The organism is Corynebacterium uberis (genome assembly GCF_020616335.1).
GTDB classification, from domain to species: domain Bacteria; phylum Actinomycetota; class Actinomycetes; order Mycobacteriales; family Mycobacteriaceae; genus Corynebacterium; species Corynebacterium uberis.
Window position 1 is genome coordinate 1,763,979 of record NZ_CP085051.1, and the last position, 16,386, is coordinate 1,780,364.

Genomic DNA, 16,386 nt, shown 5'->3' on the forward strand with positions numbered 1-16,386 from the left:
GGTCTTCTTCGCGCAGGCACAGCCACAGTCCTATTGGTATGAGGGTCCTCGCCAGCCTCGGCGCTGGTGCCGCGGTGCTTCTTTCTGCGCCGCTGTCTACCGCCGCCCCGAGTGTGCAGGTTATCGCCGAGCCGCCTGAGCAAACCCCGCAAAGCGTCATCGATACCGCCGGGGTGCTCACCGACGCTCAGGTTACGCAGTTTCAGCAGCGCATCGCCGATATTGAACAAAGCCAGCACCGCTCCATGAAGATCATCTTTGTGCGCAGCTTCGACGGCAAGTCCGCCGCGGCGTGGACCAGCGCGTTTATGACCCGCAACGGTGGCAATAACCTCGCGGTGCTCGCCGTGGCGGTCAAGGACCGCCAGATGGGTGTGCGCACCGGCGACCAGTGGTCTGGGGCGGAGCAATCCCTGCACAAGGCCGCTGCGGGCCCGCTGAACAAGCTGGACTTTGCCGGGGCTGCTGACGCGTTTTTGTCTGAAGCAGAGTCCACCGATGAGATCTCCGGCGAGTCCGTCGCCTGGCTCGGCGGCGGCGCCGTGGCCGTGGTGGCCGCCGGCGGCGGACTGTGGGGGTGGGCGCGCCACAAGCGCCGCAAGGATGAGGCCAACCTCCTCGATGACGCCCGGCGCATCGACCCCACCGATGAGCAGTCCCTGGCTCAGCTTCCCACCTCCGCGCTCGAGGAGCTTGCCCGCGACGCCATCGTGGCCACCGACGAGTCCATCCGGCGCGGCTCCGAGGAACTGGACCTGGCCACCAGCGAGTTTGGCACCGAGCGCACCCGGCCGTTTACCAAGGCCCTCTCCTCCGCCCAAGACACCATGCGCAAGGCCTACGTCCTCCAGGACCGGCTCTATGACGCCATCCCGGAAACGGAGCCGGAGAAGCGCTCCATGTTCCTGGAGATCATTACCTCCTGTGGGCGCGCCCAGCAGGTGCTCAATGAGCAGTCTGAGTCCTTTACCTCCATGCGCGACCTGCTAATCAACGCGGACTCCAGCATTGACGCCGTGACTCGCCGCACTGTTGATCTGCGCGCCCGGCTGCCCCAGGCCACGCAGACTCTAGAGGCGCTCAAGCAGCGTTATGACGCCTCCGTGGTGGCCAGCATCGCCGATAACCCCGAGCTGGCCACCGCCAGCCTTGATGAGGCCGAGACCCACCTGTCCGCCGCCCTCGAGCTCAAGCAGCGCCCCGCGGGGCAACAAGGCGGCCTGGTCGAAGAAATCCGTCAGGCCGAACGCGCGGTGGAGGTGGCAGACAGCGCCCTGTCCGCAGTCGAGCACGCCGATGACAACATCGCCGCCGCCCGCGAACAGATCGACGCCCTCATGGCGGAAATCGACCAGGAAATCTCCGAGGCCGAGGACCTGCGCAGCCACGGCACCGCAGCCGGCGCGCCCGCAAACTGGCAAGAACTGACTGCGGTAGTGGAAACCGCGCGCGCTGCCTTAGAGTCCGCCCGGGCGACCCACACCACCGACCCCCTGGGAGCGTTTACCCAGCTCACCGACGTGGACGCGCAACTCGACGCCCAGCTCGACACCGTGCGCGATACCACCGCCCAACAGGACCGCCTGCTGGCGATGTATGACAAGCAGTTCTCCGCCGCCCGCAACAACATCCAGGCAGCCGAAGACCTCATTGCCTCGCGCGGCCAGATCATCGGCGCCCGGGCCCGCACCTACCTGTCCGAGGCCAAAGAGCTGGCCAACCGCGCCCATCAGCTCCATGACTCCGACCTGCGCCAGGCTATCGACGCCGCCCACCAGTCCGCCCAGCGCGCGCAGCTGGCCGCCAAGCAGGCACAGCGCGACATCGACGAATACCGCAGGCGCACCATGCGCAACAACAGCGGCGGCGGCAGTGGGCTGCTCACCGGGATGATGCTGGGCTCCATCCTCAGCTCCGGCGGCGGCTTCGGCGGCGGAGGAGGATTCGGAGGCGGCTTCGGCGGAGGCGGCGGCGGTTTCAGCGGCGGCAGCTTCGGCGGCGGAGGCGGGGGCGGCGGCTTTAGCGGCGGCAGCTTCTAAATCCTGGGGCGGCGCACCGGCGCATCCACCAGCACGCAGCCCCAGGACAAAAAGGCGGCGTCGAGCAAACGGGGGTGCTCCGCGATGAACTCGACGCGCCCACTAATCAGCGGGCGCACGTGGGCGACCTCCCGGCCCTGCCCGTCACGCACCACTCGTTGCGTGCGCCACAAGCTCGTGCGCACCAGGGTGTAGTCCCTATCGGCGCACCGCGCCCGCAGCTGCGCCACCGTCAGGCCATCCTGCGCGATGGTGAGCACCTGGCCGCTCGAGGTGGTGGCGCGCGCCCAAAAGCGCGTCATCGGAGCGGCAGCCGAATGCTCGATGAGAATGCGCTCATCGCCAATGTGGAGGACATCCGAGCGCACGCTTGCCAGGACCTCCCCTGAGGGGGCGTCGATAAGCTCATTGCCCTCCCAGACCCACGTGCTCGCGCTCATAGTAGAAATGCCAGGATGGCCACCAGCGACGCGGCGACGAGCATGATGGTCAGCACCATCGACGACATCCCCAGCCGCCGCTCCAAAATGATGCGGGCAAACCAGCTCAAGGCGGCAACATCCGCGCGCCCCAAGCCCAGCTGCGCGCCGTCGGGCGTCAGCTCCACGATCGCCCGGCGCACCCCATTGTTTCCTCCGGAAAACTGAGCCACTACCGCACCGGTGGAATCCTCCACAACCCAGTCGGTGCGGTGCTCATTGAGCAGCGTGACCTCGCGGTCACCCAGGGACACCGAGATGCGCTTATCGCGGGCGACGTTGCCCGCGGCGACATACAACGGCTGGCCGTCGCAGCTAATCACCGCGTCCTCCGTGGTCACGGACAGCGCCCAGACGTGGTCATCCACGGTGGCCCGCTCGACGCCAAACTCACCCAGCACCTCCGGACCGGACTCCACGTACAGGGCAGTGGTCGAGCCGCGCTTGCCCCAGGAGGTATAAGCGGCGCGAAACGGGGGAGAAACGACGTCCATGGGGACTCCTAACAGCCAATCAGGCGCTGAGCAAGGTAGGTGTGCAGCTCATCAAGTGCCACGCGCTCCTGAGCCATCGTGTCACGCTCGCGCACCGTCACGGCACCATCTTCCAGCGTGTCAAAATCGACCGTCACGCAGAACGGGGTGCCGATCTCATCCTGGCGACGATACCGGCGGCCAATCGCGCCGGAGGTGTCATAGTCAATGTTCCAATAGGCGCGCAGAGACTCCGCAACCTCCTGGGCCTTCTGGGCCAGCGGCTCCTTCTTAGACAGGGGCAGCACCGCGACCTTGACCGGAGAGAGCCGGTAGTCGAGCTTGAGCACCACGCGCTTGTCCACACCGCCCTTGGCATTGGGCGCCTCATCCTCGGTGTAGGCGTCCACCAGGAAGGCCATCATGGAACGGCCCAGGCCCGCCGCCGGCTCGATGCAATAGGGAATCCAGCGCTGGCCGGTTTGCTGGTCAAAGAAGCTCAAGTCCTCCCCGGAGCCCTCCGAGTGGACCCGCAGGTCATAGTCCGTGCGATTAGCAACGCCTTCGAGTTCGCCCCACTTGGAGCCCGGGAAGCCGAAGGCATATTCCACATCGACGGTGCGCTTGGAGTAATGGGACAGCTTTTCTGCTGGATGCTCATAAAGGCGCAGATTCTCCGGATCGATGCCCAGGTCTACGTACCAGTTGTAGCGATCGTCGATCCAATACTGGTGCCACTGCTCATCCTCCCCGGGTTTGACAAAGAACTCCATCTCCATCTGCTCAAACTCACGGGTGCGGAAGATGAAGTTGCCCGGGGTGATCTCATTGCGGAAGGACTTACCAATATTGGCGATGCCAAACGGGGGCTTCATCCGCGCGGAGGTCATCACGTTCTTGAAGTTGATGAAGATCCCCTGCGCGGTCTCGGGGCGCAGGTAGTGCAGGCCTTCTTCATCATCAACCGGGCCCAGGAACGTCTTGAGCAGGCCAGAAAACGCCTTCGGCTCGGTCCAGTTACCCGGCTGGCCGGTCTCCGGGTCGTTGACATCCGCCAGCCCGTTGACCGGCGGGTGGCCGTGCTTTTCCTCGTAGGCCTCCAGCAGGTGGTCGGCGCGATAGCGCTTGTGGGTGTGCAGCGATTCGACTAGGGGGTCAGTAAAGACCTCCACGTGGCCAGACGACACCCACACCTGGCGCGGCTGGATGACCGAGGTATCCACGCCCACCACATCCGGGCGGGACGTGACCATGTGGCGCCACCACTGGCGCTTGATGTTCTCCTTGAGCTCTACGCCCAGGGGGCCGTAGTCCCAGGCAGAGCGCGTGCCGCCATAGATTTCGCCGGCCGGATAGACCAGACCGCGCCGCTTACACAGGTTGACCACTGTGTCGATGACGGATTGCTGAGCCGTGGGGGCCATAGGAATCGATTCTCTCCTTGAGATATGACGAAAACGGGGGATCGTGTTGACGGTACTGCATCACGCGCACAAACACCCTCACCTGAGCGCCTGGCAACCCACAAAGGGGGTACCCGGCGCGCTCCGGCCGAATCGCTCCAGCATTTACAGCAAACGCAATGGGGTGGTCTACCCCTCTGGGAGGTGCATCGTGGATAACAGTTCTACAACATTCTATCCACACTCGCCGCGATCTTGAGCACAGCCCCTCTTGGGCAACGCACCCGCTCCCCCGCAACCATGCGCACCTCAGTGTGCATCACCATTGTGGCTGCATAACCCGGCTTATTTGGTCCTAGCGCCGGCACAATCGGCGTATGGAGTCAACAACTCGAGCATTAGATGCGCCTGGAGATTCCAGCATCATAAGGCTGGCAACATCTGTAATCAATGACAGTTCTCCAACACAAATAACCTCCTATCCCCCGTATTTGGTCTATACTAGTGCAGGTTGTTCCCCACTAAGCAGCGACGAATAGAGTCCCATGGCTACCACACAAGACAAGAGCCCCTCCGAGATTGAGTCACGGCGCACTGCCGCACTCTTCGGAGCACTTGATTCAGAACTACGAATCCGAATCATCGAACTGCTCAACAATGGCGATCATTTTGTCCACGAACTGGTTCGGGCGTTAGGAAAGTCCCAACCATTGATCAGCCAGCACCTCAAAGTGCTCAAACGCAGTGGCATCGTAGAATCTGAGCGGCACGGACGCGAGGTGATCTACCGACTAGTTCACCCCACCGTCATCCAGCTCATAGACCAAGCGCGCGCCCTCATTGCGGCCATTCACCAGCTACCCAGCGAAGGGCCCGGCCCCGAACCTGGGCTTGCGCCGCAGCACAATGCCCACGCCTCCCCGGTGATTTCCTTAGACACGCAACGTAGCAGCACACCAACCCACCCCAACCAGCACGGCCCGCTCGCCGAAGACGCCGGCGACGCCATGGCCGGGCGCCCCGCAGCATTGACGCTGAGCACCAGCAACGATCACGCGGACAACCCCTCTCCCCTGCGCACCCGCAATGCCCCAGGACAGGGCCTCTAAACGGCCCTCAGCGCCCGCCACCCCACCCCGGCATGCCTGCCGCCATCGGTGGCTATTCGCAGCTCACGGGTCCGCGACCCGGAGCGCACGGCAGGGCACCATCCTGTGTGCCCAGCCCGGCGGGTTGCCTGCATAGTTGCCCACCGACTGCAACCCACCCCTACAATGGGCCGGAAGCGTCGACGCGCCCCCGCGGTGGCCGGCCACTCGCACACGTGGTCCTGCGCTACCCCGAAACGCGCGCATCTCCGCCGACGAGAAAGGTTGCCCATCATGACACCGGTTACCCCGGATCTTCCTAAGTTTGGCGCTCGCAATACCAAGCAGCGCGCCGCCGTCATTGACGTCCTGCTAGACCTGGACACCTTCTCTTCTGCCAAGACCATCCACGACGAGCTGGAGGAGCGCGGCCACAAGGTTGGCCTGACCACCGTCTATCGCACGCTCCAAGGCCTCGCAGACGTGGAGGCAGTAGACGTATTGACCATGTCTTCCGGGCAGACGCTCTACCGGCACTGCATCACCGATGATCACCATCACCACCTGGTGTGCTCCCGCTGCGGAAAGACCGAAGAAATTGATGGCGGGCCCGTGGAAGCCTGGGCGCGCAGCGTGGCAGACGCCCACGGCTACACCCTGACCGGCCATGACGCAGAGATCTACGGCCTCTGCCCGGCGTGCCAAGGCACGGATCGCGGCGAGGACAAATAGGCGCCCCCACGGCGAGCCGCCCTGAGGTAGCTAGCCGACGATCGCCCCGAAAGCGCGGCCCAGAGCCCACGTCACCCCCGCGGCGCCCAGGCCGATGGCAAGCTGGCGCACAGCGCGCACCAGCGGCGGCTTTCCGGACAGCACGCCGGTTAAGCCCCCGGTAAACATCAGCGCCAGGGAGACCAGCACCACCGCAACGATGGCCCCCACGGTGGTGCCCGCCCCGAAGAGGAATGGCAGCACCGGCACCAGCGCGCCGGAGGCAAAGCACAGGAAGCTCGACAGCGCCGCGGTCCACGGGTTAGACGTGCCGGCCGCGGCGGCAGCGTCCCAGCCGCCGAGCCCGTCGGTGGCGGCCTCCGCGGCGCCGGCGGCGTCGATACGCTCAAATGCCTCGCGGGCGCGCTGCTCCGCTGCGGCGCGATCCATGCCGCGGGCCCGGTAGACCAGCGCCAGCTCATTGGCATCTACGTCCAGCTCGGAGACCACCGCGTAGGTCTTGGGGTGGGGCGTAGAGGCCTCTAAAAGCTCGGTCTGGGAGCGCACGGAGATGTATTCTCCGGCGGCCATGGACAGTGCCCCGGACAGCAGGCCGCTGACCCCGGTGAGCAGCACGACGTTGCTGCTCATCCCCGAGCCGAGCACACCCAGCACAAGCGCAAGGTTGGACACCAGGCCATCGTTGGCGCCGAACACCGCCGCCCGAAAATCGCCGGACATGGACTCGCGCCCGCGGCTGGCCAGCCCGCGCACCACCTCGGCGTGGATGCGCTCATCGGCGGCGATCTGCGCGGAGGCGTCCTCATCGGTCACATACGGGGTTCGGGTTTCCGCGGTCTGCATCATGGCCAGGACAAAGACGGAACCGAAGCGCCGGGCGAGCAGCCCCATAAAGCGGGTAGCCAGGGAGGGCTGCCGGGGCATGCCCACGTATTCGCCCAGCTTGTCGTGCCAATAGGACTCGTGGCGCGTTTCTGCCTCTGCCAGGCGCAGCAGGATTTCGCGCTCCTCGCCGGTCTTGTTGTGGGCCAGTTCCCGGTAGACGGCGGCCTCCGCGCGCTCGTTGGCTAGGTAGCGCCGCCACCGCTTGACCTGTGACCGGGTCGGTTGGTTGGCTGCGCCAGGCTGCGAGCTGTGTGGCTGGCCATCTGGAGAGCCGCCCGGCTGGGCGCCGGGATGGTCGTGGTCGTTCACGCGCGTCCTTTCCGCGAAAAGGTGGACCGGGGGGCAAACGCATCTGACTCTACCCGGCAGGCGGCCACCTGGGAAGACCCCGCTGCGGGCTCACGGTGGGCACAGGCCAGCACCCATGAGAAACCACCAGGAACGATGCGCACCTGCGCGGCACCGCCTGGCGCGGGCCCCTGCGCCGCAGCTAGCGCGTGCCCCCGAAGCGGCGATCCCGGCGGGCGTATTCCTCGACCGCGCGGAACAGGTCCTCGGCCGTGTAGTCCGGGAAGAGCTTGTCCTGGAAGACCAGCTCCGCGTAGGCCGACTGCCACAAAAGGAAGTTGGAGGTGCGCTTCTCCCCGGAGGGGCGCAAGAACAGGTCCACGTCCGGCATGTCCGGGTCATACATCGCCGCTGCGAGGTGGCCCTCAGTGATCTGGTCCGGGCGCAGCGTGCCGTGGGCTACCTGCTGCGCCAGCGCGCGCGTGGCGTCGAGGATTTCGGCGCGGCCGCCGTAGTTGACGCACATGACCAGCGTCATGGCGGTGTTGTTGCGGGTCAGTTCTTCGGCCGCCTCAAGCTCGCGGATAACGGAGCGCCACAACCTGGGGCGCCGCCCCGCCCAGCGGATGCGCACGTTCTTGGAGTGCAGGATGTCACGCTCCCGGCGCAACACGTCCCGGGAAAAGCCCATGAGGAAGCGGACCTCGTCTGCGCTGCGCCGCCAGTTTTCGGTGGAAAACGCATAGGCGGACAGGTAGGGCACCCCCATGGCCAGGCACGCATCGACGGCCTCCATGAGGACGGCTTCGCCGCGCTTGTGGCCCTCGGTGCGGTTCATGCCGCGCTGCTGAGCCCAGCGGCCGTTGCCGTCCATGACCAGGGCGATGTGCCGGGGCAGGAACTCGGCGGGAATATCCGGAGGCGTCAGGGTGTTATCCACCCCACCATTGTGCCACCTTTAGCCGCGGCTAAACACGTCAAAGGCGCGGACGGTGCGTTCGAGGTGCCAGCGTACGTGTGCCGCGGTGAGGCGGTGGGCGGCGTCGAGAAGCGAGGGCCCCGCCGCGCTGGTGGCGATCAGCTCCCGCGCCGCGTCGAGGCTGTCCTGGGCCAGCAGCCACATCAGGTGCAGGACCTGCGGATCTACCTCCGCCGCGCCCGGGGGCCGGCAGTGCACGCACACGGCGCCGCCCGCACCGGGATGAAACGCATGGTGGGGTCCGCGGGCGCCGCAGGAGGCGCAGTTAAACAGGCTCAGCGCCCAGCCCGCATGCCCCATGGCCTGGAGCAGAAAAGCGATGAGCACCAGGTCCGGATCCGGGGCCCGCTGGAGGCGAGCCAGGGTGGTGCACACGGCGGTGTACAGGTAGGGGTCCGCCCCGGTTTCTGCCGGCGCTATCCGCTCCGCCGATTCGAGCACGGCGCAGGCCGCCGCGTAGGTTTCATAGCGCTCAATGATCCCGGAGCCAAAGTAGGTGACGGTATCCGCCGCGGTGATGGTGGCCAGGTTGCGCCCGGCATACAGGTTGACGTCCAGGTCGACGAAGAGCTGGACGCGGGAGCCAAAGCGGGACCGGGCCCGGCGCACCCCCTTGGCCACAGCCCGGACGATCCCGTGGTCGCGGGTCAGCAGGACAACAATGCGGTCCGCCTCAGCGAAATCATAGGTGCGCAGGACCAGCGCGCGATCCCGGAAGCTCTCGCGGCGGGCCACGGTGCTAGAAGCCGAGCCTTCCCAGCGCCTTGGGGTCAGACTGCCAGTTGCGCAGCACCTTGATGCGCAGGTCAAGGTAGACATTGGTGTCCAGCAGGTCAATGATCTGCCGGCGGGCCTGGTGGATGATCCGACCCATGCGCTGCCCGCCGTGGCCAATGATGATGCTCTTTTGCCCCGGACGCTCCACGTAGATGATGGCGTGCACGTCCGTGACGCCCTCGCGCTCCCGATCCGGCAGGATCTCATCGACTTCCACCGCCACGGAGTGCGGTAGCTCATCTTTAAGCCCGGACAGCGCGGCCTCGCGGATGAGTTCGGCGATGCGGGTGGGCGTGTCATCATCGGTGATGTGGTCATCCGGGTAGAACTTGGGCCCCTCCGGGAGCAGCCCGGTGAGCACATCCGCCAGCACATCGACCTGGGTGCCGTCCGCCGCGCTGACCGGCACAACCTCACTATCTGGCCCCAACAGCTCCGCCAGCGCCACCAGCTGCGCGCCCACCTGATCCTTGCTCACCTTGTCCAGCTTGGTCACAATCCCCACGATGGGCGTCCGCGGGGCGATGGAGCGCACGTTGTCTAGAATCCACCGGTCGCCCGGCCCGATCGCCTCATCGGCCGGGATGGTCAACCCGATGACATCCACGTCAGCATAGGTATCCTTGACCACCGCGTTGAGCCGCTCGCCCAGCAGGGTGCGCGGGCGGTGCAGCCCCGGCGTATCCACGACGATGAGCTGGCCATCAGGGCGGTGCACGATGCCGCGGATCGGGTGGCGGGTCGTCTCCGGCTGGTTGGCCGTAATGGCGATCTTCTGCCCCACCAGGGCGTTAGTCAGCGTGGACTTGCCGGTGTTGGGCCGGCCCACAAAGCTAACAAAACCAGAGCGGAACCCCTGCGGGGTATCAGTGGAATTCACCCCTCACACTCTACCCGGCACCTCATACGCTTTTCGACGCCCCACCTCCCGCACCGAGGCCCCCACCCGCACCGTCCGCCCCGCGCCTGGGCGCGCCTGCGGGTGCTGGCCGCGGGGGTGCTGGCTGCGGCGGCTACAGCGCGCGGGCGCTAAATTGCCTGCGCGGCTGGGCGTAGTAGTCCTGCGCCGCCACCAGCTCCAACTCCGGGGAATCTGCACGGTAGGTGGCCTCAAGCAAATCAAAGACGCTCGACGCGGTGGCCTCCAGAGCATCGCGCAGACTCGCGCCGGAGACCAGGTGGCCGGTAAACAACGCCGCAGTCACATCGCCGGAGCCGTTGCGCTTGAACGGCAGGTAGGGCGTTTGGACCAGAAGGGCCTGCGAGTCATCGGCGGCAAGCATCTCGATCGTCCCCTCCGGGCGATCCGGACGCTCCACGGAGGTCACCAGCACCGTGCGCGGCCCCATGGCCTGGGCCAGCTCGACGGCGCGCAGCGTGGAGCTCAAGTCATCGGGGGCGGTTCCGGTAAGAAAACCCAGCTCAAACTGGTTGGGGGTGATCACGTCGGCGACCGGCACCACGGTGTCGCGCAGCAGCGGCGGGATGGAATCGTCCACGTGGCAGCCGGACTTGGCGTTGCCCATCACCGGATCGCAGGCATAGATGGCCTGCGGGTTTGCCGCCTTGACGCGGGCGACGGCATCGACGATGACCGCCGCGATGTCCGCCCCGCCCTGATACCCGGACAGCACGGCGTCTACCTGCTCAAATGCTCCGCGCTCTTCTACCCCCTGGATGATCTGCGCCACGTCTGCGGCCGGGATGTTCGGCCCGCGCCATGCCCCGTAGCCGGTGTGGTTGGAGTAGTTGACCGTGTACACCGGCCAGACTTCATGCCCGGCGCGCTGGAGGGGGAATGTGGCCGCGGAGTTGCCCACGTGCCCATAGGCCACGGCAGATTGGATCGAAAGGATAGTCACGGTGTCCATCATGAACCAGCCGCGGGCACTCAAGCAAGGACGGCCCTTCCCAGGAGAACGCACGCATATGCGCCGCCGGCCCCGATCCCGGAGACGCGTGCCTCAAGGGCGCGGTATGGCCGTGCCGCATTGACACTATTGCGCTCCCGAAAAGACGGGGCACTAAAACCTTTTATCAGCCCTAATCTGGCCGCGATCCCGCCGTGAATAACACGAATATTCTCACCATAATTCATGCGGAATATGTTTTTAGCAATCCACATTTTCGTAGCATCGCATAGGTAATAACGCTATAGTACGGCTGTACTATTCACATTAAAAAGCCGCAGGACGCCCAGAAGGTCTAGGCGGCCTGCGGCGTGGAGTCTTGCTTAGTCTTCCTCCGGCTCCGGCTCCGCCACATCGACGATCACGTGGCGCACCGCCACGCGTCCGCGCCGATCATGCCCGCCCTCTGCCCGCAGGTGCAGGGACTCAATATCCACCTCAGAGCCCGGCAGCGGCACCCGGCCCTTGGCGTAGGCAATCAACCCCGCCACGGTGTCTACCTGATCGGTGACGTCGTCGCTGAGCTCCAGCTTCTCGCCCAGATAGTCCTCGATCGCATCGCCTAGGTCCTCCAAAGAGGTCCGGGCAACCACTCGGAACCGGCGCTGCCCCAGGAACTCCACCGGGGCCTCCTCGCCGACGTCATACTCGTCGGCGATCTCCCCCACGATCTCTTCGAGGACGTCTTCCATGGAGATCATGCCCGCGATCGCGCCGTACTCATCGACGAGGATGGCCACGTGGTTGTGGCTGCGCTGCATGTCATGAAGCACCGCATCAAGCGGCTTGGAGTCCGGCACGAACTCCGCCTCGCGCATCACCTGGGCCACGCGCACCGAGCGTCCCCCGTCCGGCATGTGATAGGTCTGTGCCACCAGATCCTTGAGGTAGACCACCCCCACTACGTCATCAATATTCTCCCCCATCACCGGGATACGGGAGTGCCCCGAGCGCACGCACAGGCTCGTCGCCTGGCCCGCGGTCTTGTCAGCCTCAATCCAGATCATCTCTGGGCGCGGCACCATGACCTGGCGCGCCGTGGTCGAGGCCAGATCGAAGATGTTCTGGATCATGCGCCGCTCTTGCAGCTCCACCACGCCATGTTCTTGCGCGATGTCCACCATCTCCCGCAGCTCCACCTCCGTGGCATAGGGCCCGGAGCGGAAGCCCTGACCCGGGGCCAGCACGTTGCCCACGCGGATGAGCAGCCGGGACAGCGGGCCGAGGATCTTATTGATCACCCCCAGCACCAACGCGCTGCGCAGCCCCACGCTATAGGGGTTGCGCCGCCCGATCGTGCGGGCGAAGACCCCCACCACCACGAACACCAGAACGGAGACCACGATGATCGCCGCGGCAAACGCCCACGATGGCTGCGCGATCAGGGACATGGCCACGGCTGTGGCAAACACCGCGGCGGTGGCTTGCAAAACGTGCTGAAGCAGCACCAGTACCGTCACGTGATCCGCCCGGCGCTCCAGCACGGCCAACAGCCGCGTCGCCCCCGGGCGCTCCTGCGCCGCAAGCTGCTCCACCCGCGCCCGGGAGATGCTGGACACGGCCGATTCTGTGGTCCCCAGCGCACCGGCGACCACCAGTGCGGCAAGAACAATGAGGACCTGGACGGCGGTGGTCACTGCTGCTCCGGCTGGCCAAGCGCGGGGATCCCACCCCCGGGAACCTCCTTATCCAGCGCGGCGCGCTCCGCAGCGCTGGGGAAGGCCTTCGCCCCGGACGGCTTGGGCTGGTAGCTGCGGCCCCGCGCCGCGGCGTCGTCGTACCAGTCCGCCAACAGCTCATTTTGCAGCGCAAACATCTCCCGCTCCTGCGCGGCGGTGGCATGGTCATAACCCAACAAATGCAGGCAGCCGTGGACGGTGAGCAGGGCGAGCTCGTGGGCGAGGTCATGGCCAGCCGCATCTGCCTGCCGCTTGGCAAACTCAGGGCACAGCACAATATCACCAAGCATCGCGGGGCCGGGGTCGGCGGCGTCCGGCCGCCCGCCCGGGGTACCCGGCGTGAGCTCATCCATGGGGAAGCTCATCACGTCGGTGGGACCCTCCAGGTCCATCCAGCGCACGTGCAGGTCCGCGATGGTCGCCTGATCCACGATGTGGAGGGAGGCCTCGGCCGCCGGATGGATGTCCATCCGTGCCAGGGCGTAGGAGGCGACGTCGATAAGCATCTCCTCGTTGACCCCCGGGTAGCCGGACTCGTTGAACACCTCGATAGACACTAGCCACGCTCCTTTTTCGCCTGGGCGGCGCCGAAGGCATCATAGGCCTCCACAATGCGCCCCACGAGCGCATGGCGCACCACATCGGCGCTGCTCAATTCCGCAAAATGCACATCTGGTACCCCGCGCAAGATCTGGCGGACCTGCCGCAGGCCCGAACGGGCCCCGCCGGGAAGATCAATCTGCGTGATATCCCCGGTGACCACCATCTTGGACCCGAACCCCAGGCGGGTGAGGAACATCTTCATCTGCTCGGCGGTGGTGTTTTGCGCCTCGTCGAGGATGACAAAAGAATTGCTCAGCGTCCGCCCCCGCATGTAAGCCAGCGGGGCGACCTCGATAATCCCGGCCTTCATGAGCTTAGGAATGGACTCCGGCTCCACCATGTCACGCAACGCGTCATGCAGCGGGCGCAGATACGGGTCAATCTTCTCGCCCAACGTGCCGGGCAAGAATCCCAGCTTCTCCCCGGCCTCCACCGCGGGGCGGGTCAAAATGATCCGGGAGACCTCCTTGGCCTGCAACGCCTGGACGGCCTTGGCCATCGCCAGGTACGTCTTCCCGGAGCCCGCCGGGCCGATGCCAAAGACCACCGTGTTGGCGTCAATGGCATCCACGTAGGCCGACTGTCCGGCCGTCTTGGGGCGGATCACCTTCCCCCGGCGCGCAACAATGCTGCTGCTTAAGATATGCGCCGCAGATTCCGGGGCCTCCGCGGTGACAATATCAACGGTGTGGGCCACCGCATCGGGGGTGAGCACCTGGCCCCACCGCGCGGCGGACTCAAGCTCCGCGAGCGCTCTCTTTGCGCGCTGGACCTCATGGCCGGGGCCGATGAGGCGGACCTGGTTGCCGCGGGCAAAAAAGTCACAATCAATGCGGTTGGCCAGGACCTTGATGTGCGCGTCGGTCACCCCGAGCACCTGGTGCGCCACGGACTGATCAAGGTCCACCGTCGCAGAGACTACCGGTGTCGCCGCCTTGGAAACTGTCACGGGCTCCTACCCGCCTACCTTTCTTTGTGTTCATGTACCCGGGACACACCCGGAACAACCCCCGGGACGTCCCCGGGCTTGTCAGCCCTGGCCGGACGCTGCCGAGCAGCCAGGGAAAACCCCTGCCAACCGCAGGTAATCCTCTGGTTCGGGATCCTACCAGCGGCCGGTGGTCACGCCGATGGCCGCAAGTGCCACCATCGCCGCGGTGGCGGTGCGCAACACCTCCGGTCCCAGGCGCACGCACTGCGCCCCGGCCGCAACCAACTCCGCCGCCTCCTGCGCGCCAATGCCGCCCTCCGGGCCAACGAGGAGAAAAATCTGGCGCGCCGCGCTCAGGTCCACCTGCGCGAAACGCCGGGTGGCCACCTGCGGATCCTCATGCAGCAGCAAAGCCACCGTCGTGGGGGATCCGGCAGCATCCGCGCCGACCCCCGCATCCCGTAACAGCCGCGCCACCCCGGCGGTATCCAGAACCTCTCCGATGTGCGGTACCCGGGCGCGCCGCGCCTGCTTGGCCGCCGCCACCGCCGCGGCCTGCCACTTCGCCCGCCCCTTGTCCTGCTTGGGGCCGGACCACTTGGCCACGCACCGGTGCGCCTGCCACGGGATGATCTCATCTGCCCCGCCCTGGCAGGCCAGGTCGACGGCCAGCTCGGAGCGCTCCGCCTTGGGAAGGGCCTGAATCACCGTGACGGTGGGCGTCGGGGGCTCCTCGACGGTGCGGTGCTCGACCACGCCGAAGAGGCGATCCTTGCCCTCGGTGGCGGTGACGCGCACGCGCGCGCGGGTGCCGGCGGCGTCGATAAGCTCAATGTGCTCGCCGGCGCGCACGCGCTTGACGGTGACGGCGTGGCGTGCCTCCGGGCCGGACAGTTCCGCCTGCTCGCCCAGGGCGGGCAGCGGCGGCGGGGCGAGGAAAACCGGCAGGGACATTAGCGCCGGAACCTGTTGCGCAGCCGGTCAAAGATGGACTCCCCGCCCGACTCCGATACCACCCCGGATTCCTCGTGGCGGTGATCCCGGATCTTGGTCAGCAGATCGCGGGTGCGCTGGTCCATGTCCGTGGGCACCAGCACGTCAACGTCGGCGATGAGATCGCCGTGGCCTTCCGCACGCAACTTGGGCATGCCGGCGCCGGACACCCGCAGGTGGCTGCCCGGCTGGGTGCCCGGATCCACGTTTAACTCCAGGGTCTGCCCGGCCAGGGATTCCATGGTCACCGTGGTGCCTAAGGCGGCATCGACCATGGGTACGCGGACCGTGCAGCGCAGGTCAGAGCCCTCGCGCTCAAAAATCGGGTGGGCCTTGACCGCCACCTCCACGTAGAGGTCCCCGGCCGGCCCGCCGCCGTGGCCCACCTCGCCGGCACCGCTCATGCGGATGCGCATGCCATCCGCAATGCCCGCGGGGATGGTCACGGTGAGATCGTGGCGCTTGCGCACCCTGCCTTCGCCATCGCACCGGCTGCACGGGTCCGTAATAATCTCCCCGAAGCCGCTGCACCGCGGGCAGGGGCGCGAGGTCATGACATTGCCCAGGAAGGAGCGCTGCACCTCCTGGACCTCACCGGAGCCGTGACACTGCGTGCACGTCACCGGCGCGGACTTGGACTCCGAGCCCGAACCCTGACAGTGCTCGCACAACACGGCGGTGTCCACCGTCGCCTCATATTCCACGCCGTTATACGCATCCTCCAGGCTGATGGCCGCCTTGAGCACCGCATCATTGCCCGGCTGCACGCGGGAACGCGGACCGCGGCCTCCACCGGCACCGCCGAAGAAGGCCTCAAAGATATCGCCCAGGTTCGACCCGCCGAAGCCACCAAAGCCACCAAAGCCATCCGCGCCGCCACCGGCACCGGGCTGCGCCAGCGGGTCACCCCCCATATCCACGATGCGCCGCTTCTGTGGATCCGTGAGCACCTCCTGGGCCTGGGAGATCTCCCGAAACTTCTCCGCGGCCTCCGCAGAGGGGTTGACATCCGGATGGTACTTGCGAGCCAGCCTGCGATAGGCCTTCTTAATCTCCTGCTCGGAGGCGGACTGGTCCACCCCTAGGATGCCGTAATAATCACGAGCCACAGTAGAAAGCGTCTCCCT

Annotated in this window: 16 protein-coding genes; 3 read left to right on the forward strand and 13 right to left on the reverse strand. The window is 66.2% G+C overall.

The window, feature by feature from the left end; all coding sequences use genetic code 11:
• Window positions 1–38 precede the first annotated feature (38 nt).
• A complete protein-coding gene (locus LH390_RS08090; protein WP_227281795.1) occupies window positions 39–2,039 on the forward strand; it encodes a TPM domain-containing protein in 2,001 nt (666 codons plus the stop codon).
• Here the strand turns inward: LH390_RS08090 and LH390_RS08095 are convergent.
• From LH390_RS08095 to LH390_RS08105, 3 genes are read right to left on the reverse strand one after another with little or no spacing between them, the layout of a single operon-like run.
• The gene (locus LH390_RS08095) at window positions 2,036–2,479 is read right to left on the reverse strand and encodes a hypothetical protein (RefSeq protein ID WP_227281794.1); all 444 of its coding nucleotides are present in this window, start codon (window positions 2,477–2,479) and stop codon (window positions 2,036–2,038) included. The two genes, LH390_RS08090 and LH390_RS08095, sit on opposite strands and share 4 nt — an antisense overlap.
• Window positions 2,476–3,012: a hypothetical protein gene (locus tag LH390_RS08100; protein ID WP_227281793.1), complete on the reverse strand. Its 537-nt coding sequence runs from the start codon at window positions 3,010–3,012 to the stop codon at window positions 2,476–2,478. The genes LH390_RS08095 and LH390_RS08100 overlap by 4 nt, the downstream gene beginning before the upstream one ends.
• Window positions 3,013–3,020: 8 nt before the next feature.
• Window positions 3,021–4,415 carry a glycine--tRNA ligase gene (locus LH390_RS08105; RefSeq protein WP_227281792.1) on the reverse strand — a complete coding sequence of 465 codons (1,395 nt, stop codon included), beginning with the start codon at window positions 4,413–4,415 and terminating at the stop codon, window positions 3,021–3,023.
• A 524-nt stretch (window positions 4,416–4,939) separates the two neighbouring features.
• Between LH390_RS08105 and LH390_RS08110 the strand changes: the two genes are divergently transcribed.
• Both LH390_RS08110 and LH390_RS08115 read left to right on the forward strand, forming a co-directional pair.
• Window positions 4,940–5,503, forward strand: a complete 564-nt coding sequence (locus LH390_RS08110; protein WP_227281791.1) for an ArsR/SmtB family transcription factor — start codon at window positions 4,940–4,942, stop codon at window positions 5,501–5,503.
• A 273-nt stretch (window positions 5,504–5,776) separates the two neighbouring features.
• Window positions 5,777–6,214, forward strand: a complete 438-nt coding sequence (locus tag LH390_RS08115; RefSeq protein WP_227281790.1) for a Fur family transcriptional regulator — start codon at window positions 5,777–5,779, stop codon at window positions 6,212–6,214.
• A gap of 30 nt (window positions 6,215–6,244) precedes the next feature.
• Here the strand turns inward: LH390_RS08115 and LH390_RS08120 are convergent, their stop codons facing one another.
• The 10 genes from LH390_RS08120 to dnaJ all read right to left on the reverse strand — a co-directional run bounded on the left by LH390_RS08120 (window position 6,245) and on the right by dnaJ (window position 16,368).
• Complete coding sequence (locus tag LH390_RS08120) at window positions 6,245–7,408, reverse strand: VIT1/CCC1 transporter family protein (protein WP_227281789.1); 1,164 nt, start codon at window positions 7,406–7,408, stop codon at window positions 6,245–6,247.
• A gap of 181 nt (window positions 7,409–7,589) precedes the next feature.
• Window positions 7,590–8,327, reverse strand: a complete 738-nt coding sequence (locus LH390_RS08125) for an isoprenyl transferase (RefSeq protein ID WP_227281788.1) — start codon at window positions 8,325–8,327, stop codon at window positions 7,590–7,592.
• 18 nt (window positions 8,328–8,345) lie between these two features.
• Window positions 8,346–9,101, reverse strand: a complete 756-nt coding sequence (gene recO, locus LH390_RS08130; protein ID WP_227281787.1) for a DNA repair protein RecO — start codon at window positions 9,099–9,101, stop codon at window positions 8,346–8,348.
• A gap of 4 nt (window positions 9,102–9,105) precedes the next feature.
• Window positions 9,106–10,023: a GTPase Era gene (gene era, locus LH390_RS08135; RefSeq protein ID WP_227281786.1), complete on the reverse strand. Its 918-nt coding sequence runs from the start codon at window positions 10,021–10,023 to the stop codon at window positions 9,106–9,108.
• Window positions 10,024–10,156: 133 nt separating this feature from the next.
• Entirely contained in the window at window positions 10,157–11,005 is an 849-nt protein-coding gene (gene pdxY, locus LH390_RS08140) for a pyridoxal kinase PdxY (RefSeq protein WP_227281785.1), read from the reverse strand.
• A 371-nt stretch (window positions 11,006–11,376) separates the two neighbouring features.
• Window positions 11,377–12,690, reverse strand: a complete 1,314-nt coding sequence (locus LH390_RS08145; protein ID WP_227281784.1) for a hemolysin family protein — start codon at window positions 12,688–12,690, stop codon at window positions 11,377–11,379.
• Entirely contained in the window at window positions 12,687–13,289 is a 603-nt protein-coding gene (gene ybeY, locus LH390_RS08150) for an rRNA maturation RNase YbeY (RefSeq protein WP_227281783.1), read from the reverse strand. The genes LH390_RS08145 and ybeY overlap by 4 nt, the downstream gene beginning before the upstream one ends.
• Complete coding sequence (locus LH390_RS08155) at window positions 13,289–14,284, reverse strand: PhoH family protein (RefSeq protein WP_227324257.1); 996 nt, start codon at window positions 14,282–14,284, stop codon at window positions 13,289–13,291. Before LH390_RS08155 ends, ybeY begins: the two co-directional genes overlap by 1 nt.
• A gap of 156 nt (window positions 14,285–14,440) precedes the next feature.
• The gene (locus tag LH390_RS08160; protein WP_227281781.1) at window positions 14,441–15,220 is read right to left on the reverse strand and encodes a 16S rRNA (uracil(1498)-N(3))-methyltransferase; all 780 of its coding nucleotides are present in this window, start codon (window positions 15,218–15,220) and stop codon (window positions 14,441–14,443) included.
• Window positions 15,220–16,368, reverse strand: a complete 1,149-nt coding sequence (gene dnaJ / locus LH390_RS08165) for a molecular chaperone DnaJ (RefSeq protein ID WP_227281780.1) — start codon at window positions 16,366–16,368, stop codon at window positions 15,220–15,222. Before dnaJ ends, LH390_RS08160 begins: the two co-directional genes overlap by 1 nt.
• Between the last annotated feature and the right edge of the window lie 18 nt (window positions 16,369–16,386).